11 protein-coding genes are annotated in these 12,463 nt (G+C 60.7%); 8 read left to right on the forward strand and 3 right to left on the reverse strand.

The window, feature by feature from the left end:
- Window positions 1-15: 15 nt before the first annotated feature.
- From P6U23_RS23855 to P6U23_RS23875, 5 genes are all read left to right on the forward strand, one after another.
- Window positions 16-948: a carbohydrate ABC transporter permease gene (locus P6U23_RS23855; protein ID WP_407175001.1), complete on the forward strand. Its 933-nt coding sequence runs from the start codon at window positions 16-18 to the stop codon at window positions 946-948.
- Between the two features lie 2 nt (window positions 949-950).
- Window positions 951-1,796 (forward strand): carbohydrate ABC transporter permease, encoded by an 846-nt coding sequence (locus tag P6U23_RS23860; RefSeq protein WP_407175002.1) that lies wholly within the window; start codon window positions 951-953, stop codon window positions 1,794-1,796.
- Between the two features lie 301 nt (window positions 1,797-2,097).
- Entirely contained in the window at window positions 2,098-3,135 is a 1,038-nt protein-coding gene (locus P6U23_RS23865; protein ID WP_407175003.1) for an AI-2E family transporter, read from the forward strand.
- A 44-nt stretch (window positions 3,136-3,179) separates the two neighbouring features.
- Window positions 3,180-4,331, forward strand: a complete 1,152-nt coding sequence (locus P6U23_RS23870; protein WP_407175004.1) for a glycosyltransferase — start codon at window positions 3,180-3,182, stop codon at window positions 4,329-4,331.
- On the forward strand, window positions 4,328-5,422 hold the full coding sequence (locus P6U23_RS23875; RefSeq protein WP_407175005.1) for an AI-2E family transporter: 1,095 nt from the start codon (window positions 4,328-4,330) through the stop codon (window positions 5,420-5,422). The genes P6U23_RS23870 and P6U23_RS23875 overlap by 4 nt, the downstream gene beginning before the upstream one ends.
- 41 nt (window positions 5,423-5,463) lie before the next feature.
- Here the strand turns inward: P6U23_RS23875 and hpnA are convergent, their stop codons facing one another.
- Window positions 5,464-6,513: a hopanoid-associated sugar epimerase gene (gene hpnA / locus P6U23_RS23880; protein ID WP_407175006.1), complete on the reverse strand. Its 1,050-nt coding sequence runs from the start codon at window positions 6,511-6,513 to the stop codon at window positions 5,464-5,466.
- A gap of 196 nt (window positions 6,514-6,709) precedes the next feature.
- Window positions 6,710-7,423 carry a hypothetical protein gene (locus P6U23_RS23885; RefSeq protein ID WP_407175007.1) on the reverse strand — a complete coding sequence of 238 codons (714 nt, stop codon included), beginning with the start codon at window positions 7,421-7,423 and terminating at the stop codon, window positions 6,710-6,712.
- A 317-nt stretch (window positions 7,424-7,740) separates the two neighbouring features.
- Here P6U23_RS23885 and hpnI point away from each other — a divergent pair, with 317 nt between their 5' ends.
- The gene (gene hpnI, locus P6U23_RS23890; protein WP_407175008.1) at window positions 7,741-8,982 is read left to right on the forward strand and encodes a bacteriohopanetetrol glucosamine biosynthesis glycosyltransferase HpnI; all 1,242 of its coding nucleotides are present in this window, start codon (window positions 7,741-7,743) and stop codon (window positions 8,980-8,982) included.
- Between the two features lie 173 nt (window positions 8,983-9,155).
- Here hpnI and P6U23_RS23895 read toward each other — a convergent pair whose 3' ends face one another.
- Window positions 9,156-9,947 (reverse strand): Crp/Fnr family transcriptional regulator, encoded by a 792-nt coding sequence (locus P6U23_RS23895; protein WP_407175009.1) that lies wholly within the window; start codon window positions 9,945-9,947, stop codon window positions 9,156-9,158.
- A gap of 282 nt (window positions 9,948-10,229) precedes the next feature.
- Between P6U23_RS23895 and P6U23_RS23900 the strand changes: the two genes are divergently transcribed.
- Window positions 10,230-11,561, forward strand: a complete 1,332-nt coding sequence (locus P6U23_RS23900; protein ID WP_407175010.1) for a class I SAM-dependent methyltransferase — start codon at window positions 10,230-10,232, stop codon at window positions 11,559-11,561.
- A 51-nt stretch (window positions 11,562-11,612) separates the two neighbouring features.
- Entirely contained in the window at window positions 11,613-12,269 is a 657-nt protein-coding gene (locus P6U23_RS23905; protein ID WP_407175011.1) for a YkoP family protein, read from the forward strand.
- Window positions 12,270-12,463: the final 194 nt, after the last annotated feature.

Here is a 12,463-nt window from a genome sequence, read left to right on the forward strand (position 1 = left end):
AGCGAGTTGTCGCCGATGGTTACGATCGCCGAACCAGTACCCAAGCAACCCGTCTCGCGCTTTCGCTTCATCCTGGACCGCCGCGACGTTCTCGGTGCGCTCTTCGTCGCGCCGGCCATTCTCTACGTCTTTCTGCTGGTCGGGGTGCCGTTCCTGCTGGCCGTGTATTACTCCATTAGCGCCTACACCATCTACGATCCTTCGTGGCGTTTCGTCGGCCTTTCAAATTTCGAACAGGTCATCCAAAACCCGGTGTTCCTGGACACGCTGGGCAACACCTTCCTTTTCACCTTCGGATCGCAGCTCCTCGGGCTTATCCTGGGCAAGTTCGGCGCGCTGCTCTTGCTGCGCCCGTTTCCCGGGCGCAAGATCGTCAGAGCGCTGATCATCCTGCCATGGGCCGTGCCGATCGCACTCGCCAGCGTCGCCTGGGAGTGGATGTTCGACTCGCTCTACAGCGTCATCAACTGGACGCTGATCGCGCTCGGCATCATCGACCGCTCCAATGCTCCGAACTGGCTCGGCAACCCGCATCTGGCGATGCTGTGTGTGATCGTGGTCAACGCCTGGCGTTTCTTCCCGTTCGCGATCGTCGTCTTTCTCGCCGGCATCACCTCGGTGCCCCAGGACATCATTGACGCTGCCACGGTCGACGGCGCGGGGTTCTGGCGGCGCAATTACCAGATCATCATGCCGATGATCCTGCCGATCGTCGCGATCGGCCTGATCTTCGGGATCGTGTTCACCTTCACCGATCTCTCTGTCGTCTATCTCCTGACCAATGGCGGTCCGGTCAACGCCACCTCGGTGCTCGGTTTCGAAGGCTTCCAGGTCGGCATCGTCTCCGGCGACGTGTCGCATGGCGCCGCCATCTCGCTGTTCATGCTGCCCGTGCTGTTCCTGGTGGTCATAGGCATGCTGCGCTTCATCCGGCGGCGGGAGATCTGAAGATGCAACGAGCCCTCGCCAAGGTCGGCAAAGAGGTCGCATTCTATCTCGCGATCGCGTTCTTCGTCGCTCTGACGACCTTTCCGTTCTATTGGATGCTGATCACCTCGCTGAAAAGCAATCCCGACCTCTATAACGTCACCAACGTTCCGTTCTGGTTCAACGAGCCGCCCACACTTGAGCATTTCCGCTACCTGTTCGAGCAGACCCTGTTTGGACGCTGGCTTGTGAATTCGCTCATCATTGGGGTCTGTGTCGTCGTGATCACGCTGCTTGCCGCCCTGCCCGCCGGCTACAGCCTGGCGCGAATGACCGGCCGCAGCGGCGAGGCGATGGGAATCGGCATCTTCCTGACTTACCTCGTACCGCCGACGCTGCTGTTCCTGCCGCTGTCGCGAATTATCGCCAATCTGGGTTTGCAGAATTCCATGTGGTCGCTCGTGCTGGTGTATCCGACCTTTACGATCCCGTTCTGCACCTGGCTGTTGATGGGGTTCTTCAAGGCGATGCCGGTGGAAATCGAGGAGGCGGCGATCGTCGACGGCTGCAGCGTGTTCGGCGCTTTCATCAAGATGGTGCTTCCGCTGTCACTGCCGGCCATTTTGACGGCGGTGATCTTTACCTTCACGCTGACCTTGCAGGAGTTCGTCTACGCGCTGACTTTCATTTCCTCCTCGGACCAGAAGCCGATCACACTTGGGGTCGCCACCGATCTCGTGCGCGGCGACATCTTTTTCTGGGGCGAGATCATGGCCGGCGCCTTGATCGCCAGCATTCCGGTAGCGATCGCCTACAATCTGTTTCTCGATCGTTTTATCTCTGGCATTACCGGCGGCGCCGTCAAATAGCTTACCAAACCCAGCTCTGGGGCCGAGGTACCCTTCTCCTTGATCACTCGTCGTCTCGCACGCGCGACAAGATCAGCACTAAGCTCTGTCCGCTCGTTCCGCCAACCGTGCTCTTGAGGGACGCGCGCTCAAGTCGTCGCTCGTGTATTCCGCCGCGGCAGTACGCTCCCGTACGTTTCCTCATCGGCAGCATAGGCGCTGCGCGTTGCAACACTGGCGGGAGGGTGTTGGAACAGCCGCCATACGGTGTTGGTTGATCTTGAGGGCGGAGCCAGGAGCCAAGGTGTGGTTCAGTCGCCTCATGACTGCCGCAACTTCAGAATTCGTGAAACGGGCCGCGATTGCTGTCGGGCTCGCGTCGGTCGCGTTTCTGGCATGGTATCTACGAGATTTCCTTCTGGTCCTGGTCGGCTCGGTGCTGGTTGCGACGCTCCTGGAGCTGGTGAGCGAGCCGTTCGTGCGGTGGTGTCGCCTGCCGCGTTGGGCTGCGCTGCTCATCGCTGGACTCCTTGTGCTCGTGGCGATCGGCGGATCTGCCTTCCTGTTCGGCACGCAGATGAGCTCCGAGCTTGAGGACGTCCTCAGCCGGGCCAATTCGGCAACCACATCCATCACGAAGACGCTGCAAAATTCCCAGTTCGGCCGGCTGGTGTTGTCGCACATCAGCGGGGAAATGCCATCGCTGAGCAGCCTGCTCGGTGATGTACTCAAAATCAGTCTCCACCTCGTCGAGGCGGTCATCTTCATCGTTTTTGCGGGTATTTACCTTGCAGCGCAGCCCGACCTCTACCGCAGCGGTGCGGCCTACCTGTTCCCAGGGAAATCGCGTCTGATTGCCGCTGACACCATAGACGATATCGGCCGGGCGCTGCGACTGTGGCTCCTCGGTCAGCTCATCCAGATGCTGCTGATTGGGCTGCTTTCCACGTTTGCCCTCTGGCTCATTGGGTTACCCTCGCCGCTCGCCCTCGGTGCAATCGCCGGGATCGCCGAGTTCATTCCCTATCTCGGGCCGATCCTTGCCGCCATCCCGGCCCTTCTCGTCGCGGTGACCCAGGGATTGCATCCGGTGCTTTGGACATTGGTGGCCTACATCGCCATACACCAAGTGGAAGGAAATCTGATCGCGCCGATCATCCAGCGCCACATGGTTCTTGTCCCTCCCGCGACGCTCTTGCTCAGCATCGTCGCAATCAGCCTTCTGTTCGGGAACGCGGCGATTGTGTTCGCCGCGCCAATGACGGTGATCAGTTTCGTTGCCGTCAAGAAGCTTTATGTGCGCGACAGCCTGGGACAATCCACGTCGCTCCCGGGTGAGGCCGATGCGGAACGTCTTTGAAGTAGATCGATTGAGACGCCGACGAAGCCTGAGGAACCAATGGGATGGAACTTGCGTTATCGATCGGCTGGCTGGCCTTCGTGTCGTGGCTGATCCTGCGCGCCTGTACGCAGCGCGATCTGTTTCCAGTCGTGAGGCCGGAAGAGGCGACACGCGACACGCTCCCGCGCATCACGGTGCTCGTTCCCGCTCGAAATGAAAGTGCCAATCTCGCGCGCTGCGTCAACTCGCTTCTTGACCAAACCTATCCTTCGGATCGACTCAAGATCATCGTTGTCGACGATCATTCCACCGACGACACTTTCGAGATTGCAGCCTCGATCGCCCGAGACCGACCGCAGCTAACGGTCATTAAGAGTTCTCCGTTGCCGCCGCAATGGGTCGGCAAGTGCCATGCCTGCTGGATTGGCGCGAGGACCGCGTCGTCGGACGACGACTGGATATGTTTCCTTGATGCCGATGTCATCGCCGAGCCTGAGCTTCTGAGTGCCGCGTTGGCGGTGGCGCAGGCGCAGCGACTGGACCTGTTGTCGCTGACGCCGCGTCAGCGGCTGGAGAGCTTCGCCGAACGTCTCGTCATTCCCTGCGGACTGTACCTGATGGCCTTCTCCCAGGATCTGGCGACGGTTCAGGCGGATCACAGCGACAAGGTCATCGCCAGCGGGCAATTCATGCTGGTCCGCAGGAGCGCCTACGAGTCGGTCGGGGGCCACGCCGCCGTGCATGACGCAATCTGCGAGGACGTCCGACTGGCCCTGCGGATCAAGCGAGCCGGCGGACAAGTCATGTTGCAGGACGGAAAGGCCCTTCTCTCGGCCCGGATGTATACGGGGTGGAGCAGCCTGTGGAACGGCATCTCCAAGAACCTTGTCGAGATGCTTGGCGGACCTACTGCGACGCTGATCACGTCTGCACTCGTGCTCGCACTGTCGGTCGCGACACTGCTGGTCCCCGCGATCGACGGCATTTCATGCGCGCACGGGAGGGAGGCGGCCTGTATCGCCTTGATCCCCGCTTTGCTTGGGACTGCTGCGGCCTTCGGCCTCCACATTGCGGGCGCAGTCTATTTTGGCATCCCATTCTGGTACGGCTTACTGTTTCCGCTCGGCTATGCGATGGGGGTATGTCTCGCACTTGACAGCCTTCGGCGGCGCTGGCGTGGGAAGATCGTCTGGAAGGGACGGACTTATCCGTGAGCGACCAACCCGACTCGGGCGGACAAGAACGCGACCACGAGCATGTGGCAAGGATCTCGACCCCGACGATCCTGTTCGTTGTGGCCGCGACGGTGCTCGCTGTCTACGAGCTGCAGCTCGTTCTAATGCCCTTCGTCCTTGCAGGCGTCGTGAGCTACATCTGCACGCCCGCCATCGACAAGATTAGCCAAAAAGGCCGCCTTCCGCGTCTCCTTGTCTCCATTCTGGGCTTCCTCTTGCTTCTGGCACTGCTTGCGGCAATTGCATTTCTCGGAGTGCCGCCGCTGGTTGGAGAGATCAAACGCATCGCGACCGACTTCGAAGGCACGGTGAACAGTCTCGCTCAAGGCGTCGTTGGCCCAGGAAAAATCAACCTGCTCGGCCAGGAAATGGACGCCCAGGGCCTTGCGAAGGCATTAGCAGGAGCCATTCGCGAGTCGGTCGGCAACATGCGCGTGCTGACATTGCTCGGGGGATCGGCAGTCGTTTCCGGGTTCGGATTTCTTCTGACGCTGGTCCTTCTCTTCTTTTTCATGGTTAGCGGCCCCAGCATCGTTCGCGGGCTGCTATGGCTGATCCCTCCAGGAGAGCGTCCGCTCATACGAGATCATATCTTGTCCAATTTGGATCCGGTTCTCAGGCGATATTTCATAGGCGTCCTCGGAGTCGTGGCATTTGCTGGCGTATTCGCCTATGTCGGCCTTGGCGTGGTGCTCGGGCTCCCGCACGCGCTCTTTCTCGCTCTGGTGACGGGGATCTTGGAGGCGATTCCGATTGTGGGGCCGATTGCTGCGGCGGCCATGGCGGGACTGGTCGCTCTCCATCACAACTCAGGATTGGCCGCCATTCTCGGATACGCGATCTATATCGCCGCGCTGCGGCTATCGATCGATCAGCTCTTCGGACCGCTCGTGCTGGGCGCAGCCGGGCGCGTTCATCCCGTTCTCATCATCTTCTGCTTCTTGGCCGGAGGGAGTCTGTTCGGCGTGATCGGCGTCGTTCTCGCTGTTCCGGTCGCGCTGATCGTGAGAGCGACCCTTGCGGTGCTCTATGACGAGCCAGCGGATGGCGCGATCGACGGCAAGCGATGAGAGCCGGTGTTGGCTCGCACCCGTGCGGCTCATATGGTCCTCTATCGAAAGACTGAATGATCGGCCTCGACTGTCGGCGCGCTGGAGGACACCCCCAAATAGCCATGTTTGTCGAACCAGCCGACCGCATCGCGAAGAGCACTTGCGTATGGCCGCGCCATGTAGCCGAGCTCCCGTTCGGCCTTTGCCGACGTGAAGAACATCTTGTGCCTGGAGAGCAGAACGCCCGCCCAGGTGGCAAGCGGCTCCCGCCCCGTTATATACGCCCGCGCCTCACCGGCGGCTGCCGCCGGAAGCGCCAAATACCAGGGAATCCGAATAAGGGGAGCTGATCGCCCGACAAGCCCGGCGATCTCGGCCAGCATCCGGGAGAACAGAACATTTTGCCCGCCAAGAATATAGCGCTCCCCGATCCTACCCTGCCGCATCGCCGCAAGATGCCCGAATCCGACATCATCGACGTGGACGAGATTCAGTCCCGTATCGACATAGGCCGGCATCAGACCGGAGGCAGCCGCGACGATAATTCTCCCCGTCGGAGTCGGTCGGATGTCGCGCGGGCCGATTGGCGTCGACGGATTGACGATGACCGCTGGAAGCCCCCTCTCCTGCGCCATGTCCAGAACCAATTGCTCTGCCGCAAGCTTGCTGCGCTTATAGGCGCCAATCGCCTGCCGCGGAGACAGAGTCTCCGACTCACCGGCAGGCACGCCGTCGTGCCGACAGCTCAACGTCGCCACACTGCTGGTATAGACGACCCGCTCGATCCCGGCCCGCAAGGCCTCCTCCATGAGATTGCGCGTCCCGATCACATTCGTTGAAAAGATCGTCGCGCTGTCCCAGGATGACAATCTGTAATCGGCCGCGACGTGAAACAGGTAGCGGCAGCCGTCGCATGCGGCTCTGAGCGAATTGGTGTCCCTTAGGTCACCCTCGACGAATTGCAGGCCTGCCGCGGCCAAGTCAGTTCGCGGGCTGCGTCGGCGCACCAGCGCGCGCATCGAGAACCCCGCGAGCACTAATTGACGCAACACGGCGGATCCGACGAAGCCGCTGGCCCCGGTTATCAGCACGTCGGGCGATCTTGCCATGCAAGCACCTCGGAAGGCAGTTCTTGGCGCGGCAGACCGTCATTTTTTCGTTGCCAGGCCGCAAACAGCACAGCGGATGTCGTGAGAAGGCCGCGCGTTTCAGTGACATTGATAACGCACAGTGCGCCAACTGTTCCAATTGCGATCGGGACGCCGTCCAGCGCAGCGTCGGCTCTCCGTTCCGGGAATAATATAGCTACAGCCCCACCCGATAGACGCTTGCGCTGAGCATGTCGCAGCAATTGACGAGCGCCTTGCGTGCCGGCAGCCAATCCATGCACAGCCGTACGACATTGAGCGTATCCGCCGGCCGCTTCAGCAAGCAATGACCAAGCGCAGACATCCGCGCTTCGCCAGTGCTCGACACGCACGCCAGAGCGGCGCGTGGTATCTTGCGATGCATCGAGTCGATCACGACACGCACGGCCACAAAACGCATCCCATGCCTGGCGGCGAATTGGGCGACGAGGTGAGATTCCATATCCACCGCGAGCGCACCCGATCGCATCCCGAGCTCACGTCGCTGTGTCCTTGGGACGATCGCCGCATCGACGCCGGCGATCGGGGCGTAGAGGGCTCGCGGAATGGCCGACAGTAGCCATCCTGACCAGGCATCATCCGTCGAAAAGCTTCCGTTGTGTCCAACAACGCCGGAAGCAATGACGACGTCACCTGAACCCAGCTCGGGCGAAAGCCCGCCTGCGAGCCCAAAGCTTATGACACCTTTGCAGCTTGCGGCTGTCGCCCGATCGAGGACTGTACCCAAATCTGGCAACTGTCCGCCGCCAATCTCCCCCGGAAATTCACTTATGAGAATTTCCGCCTCAAGTGCGAGGCCGACGCAGACAATTGCCTGGCCGTTTTCGGCCGCGTTATCCCCCGGCCCCTTGAGCAGCCTGGTAACTGGCATTTTTCAGAACATCTGGCATTTTTTCGGAATATAATGGACTGCGGCCGCGAAGGTCTGAACCGGCGGTCCATCCCATAAACATGGGCGAGGCTCAATAGTTTCAAAGTGCATGCTCGCCGATGCGAGCGGCGTGATCCTTTCCGGAGCATCGTCAGGACACGCGCCGACGCGTCAGCACATCTAAAGGAGATCTCTGCGCGCTGCCGGACCGAGTTAGCGGCCGTTCTTTGGAACCTGCAGCTCCGAGCCGCATTCGTCCTTCTGAAGATGGTCGATAACAGCGTTCGCCGGCGTCGACGCTCAAATCCTCTGACCGTTTGCGGCGCGGCTCCCGCTCAAATTGGAGCGAGCTCAAACAACAGATAGGCAGTACGACTCTTATGCTTAGCCTTCACGAAAATATTTCGCTGTTGGCAGAGCTCTGCGTGGCCGGGGCGACACTCGGCATTCTTTACAATCTGGTTGCCGCACTCCTCGTTCTTCGATTTGGGAATCCGGCCAAGCCTACTGTCTCCAAGCTGCCGCGAGTGAGCATCCTAAAGCCGCTCCATGGCGCTGAACCCGGACTGTATCCGCGACTTACGACTTTCTGCCAGCAGGATTATCCGGAGGAGGTTCAGCTCATTTGCGGAACACAGCAAGCGGACGATCAGGCGATACACACGGTTCGGCTGGTGAAAAAACTGAATCCTGCCGCCCAGATTGATCTGATCGTCGACGAACGCTCCCGCGGCACCAATCGGAAGGTCGGAAACCTGGTCAACATGGAGCCCAGAGTTCGTCACGAAGTCGTTGTGCTGTCCGACAGCGATATACTCGTCGACAATCATTTCTTGCGGCGGATCGCAGCAGAGCTGGAGAGCAGAAAAGCGGGAGCGGTGACCTGCGTCTATTACGGAGTGGGGTTGCGCGGCATCTGGGCTCGCCTGTCGGCCGCGAACATCAACTGCCAACTTCTTCCCAACGTCATCGTCGCCCTGTCATTTGGCGCTGCCAGGCCCTGCTTCGGCTCGGCTATCGCCCTGCGCGCGGAAACGCTGAAGCAGATCGGCGGCCTTGTCGCTTTCGCGGACGAGCTCGCCGACGATTACGCCATCGGCAAGGCGGTGCGAGCGCTCGGAAAGGACGTTGTTATTACGCGCTGGGCCGTGGGACACGCTTGTTTTGATCGGAGCTTTCGCGCCTTCTGGGAGCACCACATGCGATCAGCGCGGACCATCCGCTCGATCGATCCCATCGGCTACGTAGGATTGCTTTTCATGCATCCGCTGATGCTGTCGGTACTTGCCGCGTGCGCCGGAACGCCTCATTCGCTCGTCCTCATCACCTCGGCGCTGTCGGCACGCGCCATTCTAAGCACCAGCGTGGAGAGCACGTTCGGCTTGCAACGACAGAGCTTCTGGCTGCTGGCACTGCACGACGCAATCTCTTTTGCGGTCTACGTGTGCAGCTTCTTCGGCAATTCGGTCACCTGGCGGGGATACAACTTTCACATCCAGCGTAACGGCACCATCGAAACGGGCGACCTGATTCCGGAGCCTCGGCGAAGCGAGGATTGATCACCGACTGAAGCTTGGTGCTGGCGGCACGATCTGGATGGGCATGTAACATGTCTCTTTCGCACCTGCGAATGGCGCCGGGGCGCCATTTCGCGAGCGTACGGGATTCCGCCCCGGTAGGCGGTGTCGGCGCGCACCCTTGCGCCGCGGGGAAAATTCGCAATTGCGAGCACTTAGGAACAGATGGGCTGATGGTTGGCTCGTCTGTGGTCTTCATCGGATGATGCATTGGTCCAAGAAGCGCCAGGGTCCAATTGCCGATGATACTCACGATCGATCAGGCCGAAACAGTCGCAGGCCATCCGCTCCAGCTCCTGCACATGCTCGATTTGGATGAACCGCCGCCTGGTGGAGATCACTCCGTCGATCTCGAGCTCTTCCAGTCTCTCCGTGACGCTTGCGCGCCGCACGCCTAGTAGCTGGCCGATGACCTCGTGGGTCAACGGAATTTCGTCCGCATTCAGGCTCCTGCTGGCAAGCAGGAGCCATCGCGCCAGGCGCTGCTTCAGCGGATGCCGCAGGTTGCAGGCGCCGCACTGAGATGTCTGCACAAGCAGGAAGGCGACGTAGCGATTTAGCAGCGTGTGCAGCACCGGGAGGCGCTGCAGCATCTCGCGGAATGCCGGCGCTGCAATGCGTAGAGCCGTCCCGCCAACCTGAACGATGCGGCGGTGCAAAGGCGCAATCTGGGTCCCAAGCATGAGAGGTACGCCGACGCAGCCATCCGATCCGATGAGCCAAACTTCAACGAAGTTTTCGTTGCCAACTCTTGCCGCGACCGACACCAGCCCGCTTTCGAGAAAATAGATGTACTCCATCGGCAGCTTCCAGTGCTGGAGCACCTGGCGGGGGCGGAGTTCCGTTTTCTCCGCCGCTTCAAGCAGGACTGACAGCTCCTCCGGCGGGAGTAAGCGGAGCAGCTTATTTTGCAATGTCGGAGCCCTTCGTGTTTCGACAGGGCTCATCCCCTCCGATCGAGGTCCTTCGTCCGAACCTGGCAATATGTCCATGGCAAACCTCTTGCCCCCCGTATTCACTCTTGCAGCGCAGCCGCATCCGGCGTAGACGCGTGTGCCCGTGGGTCCTCCAGTACAATAGGAACCGGCCGCTTCAATGAGGGTTCCTAAATAGACGCACAACATCCCTGGTTCAAATGAAGCCGGAAGCTGTGGCCTGACGAAGGCTGCCGGCTGTTGTGCGAGTGCGCTGCACGAATTGAGACGAACTCGATTCCATTGAGCCGCGGGATGTCCGTTCGCGATCGGCTGCTCCTATATTTGCGCAAGCGTCTCGAAAGCGACCCGGTGCCGCTTCGCTTGGTGTTCTGGGACGGCTATCAATTCGATTTTGCGCCGGGGCCATCCGTCACCCTCGTCCTGCACAGCGATGAGCCAATTCGCGCGCTGTTGCGGGGCAACTTCGAGCGCCTTGGGGATGCCTACGTGAATGGCGCGATTTCGATTGAGGGCAAGATCGAGGACGTCCTCGCGGTCGGCATTTCGCTCGCCGAGCGTTTCGGACGACCTGGAGTACTGCAGCGGCTTACGCGCCTGACGAGGCTCATCCCGCACCGCCGCTCGGCAGAAGCCGACGCCGCGAACGTCCAGCATCACTACGACGTCGGCAACGACTTCTACCGCCTCTGGCTCGACGAGCGGATGATCTACTCGTGCGCCTACTTCAAGACGGGCCTGGAGGACATTCACACCGCGCAAAGGCAAAAGCTCGATCATATCTGCCGGAAGTTGATGGTCAGACCCGGCGAGCGCCTGCTCGATATTGGATGCGGCTGGGGCGGCCTCCTGGTGTGGGCGGTAACGCGTTACGGGGCGAATGGCGTAGGAATCACGATCAGCGAACGCCAATACGCCTATGCGAAAGAGCTTGTCGCGGCTTCCAATCTCTCCGACCGGATCGAAATTCGTCGCCAGGACTACCGCGATCTCCGCCACGACTCCGCCTTCGACAAGATCGTATCGGTCGGAATGTACGAGCATGTCGGACTGGAGAATCTCTCGTCCTACTTCTCGATCATCGCCGATCTGCTTGAGCCTGGCGGGGCGTTCCTCAACCACGGCATTGTGGCGACCGATCCGAAAGGTCGCGCCCGCGGGCCCGCGGGGGGAGAATTCATCGACCGATATGTGTTTCCCGGCGGCGCCGTGCCGCATCTCTCCCGTGTGCTCGTTGAGATTTCACGCGCCGGGTTGGAGTTTGCCGATGCCGAAGATCTGCGGCCGCATTATGCGCTGACCCTGCAGCATTGGAGCGGCAGACTCGAAGCGCACCGTAGCGATGCCATCCGTACCGCCGGCGAGCGGCGGTTTCGGATTTGGCGGGTTTTCCTTGCAGGCATGGCCTGCGCCTTCGATCGCGGCTGGCTGTCGGTGGCGCAAGTGCTGTCCTTCAAACCGCTCGGAAGCGGTGGAGCGAGCAGACCATGGACACGCGCCTATCAATATGCGGAAAATCCTCCGGATCGGGATGCCATTCCGTGCGCGGCAACTTGGACCGGGCCCACAACTGAGGAATGGGCTACGGAAGGGCCCCCTTCTCCCCAGCTCCGCGGAGTCGTCTAGCTCTCCGGCCCCGGGCGGCGCAGATTTGAATGAGATGGCCTTGAACGTGTCATGCTGAACGGTCTCGTCAATCTCATCGACAGAAGACTCCGCGCCCTCCACGGCGTGACGGAATATACGTCATCTCCGGACTGTATCTTTCGCATTCAGTTGGGGACCAGCCCAGAGCGGATCATGCTGGAAGACGGTACAGTGGTCGGCGCCGGCACCCGCATCGCCATCCTGCATTTTTGGAACGAGCACATCCCTCCTTTCCCCGTGGGCGGGCCCAGGCTCGGCTGGGCGCGCCGGATAAGCCGTGCATTGGAGCATTCCCTGAGCGAGCTTGAACTATACCTCGCCTCACGGCCCGATCTCGACGACGTCCTGGCGATCCGAGCCGAGATGACCCTCGCGGCCGCCGAACGGGCCCCTCAGCTCCTTGCTCTCGCCGCCAAATACGGTTTCGCGCCGATCAAGACCCGGAACGCATCCTTGGGCAGGCAGGTTCACCGCTTGGGCGAGAACATCCTGATTGCGATGCTCGTGTTGGCGCATAACCCCCGCGCCTTCCGCGTCGATACGCTGCGCCGCTCATGCACGCCGATCTTCATCTCTCGAACTGAGATGCGCAGGCGTTTCGGCAAAGGCGGCGAAAACACGCACCAGCGGACCGATCTGCGCGAACCGGGCGAAGCGGATGGCGGGAGGCGAGCTACCAAGGACTAACATCAATCGATCGATATCCGTCGTGGTCCGCTTGCACGGCACAAAGGCGCGGTACCGTACCATTTCTGCATCGAGCCTCGGAACATTAAAGCATTGCCGATCATTTCCCGAGTGCGCTGGCAGAATTCCTGCTGTTGCGCTGCTTTAACGATCGCCCTTGCGAAAGATGAAAGGGCCTCATCGCCGCACCCCGC

Origin of the sequence: Bradyrhizobium sp. STM 3562, assembly GCF_045571435.1 — a bacterium.
Classification (GTDB): domain Bacteria; phylum Pseudomonadota; class Alphaproteobacteria; order Rhizobiales; family Xanthobacteraceae; genus Bradyrhizobium.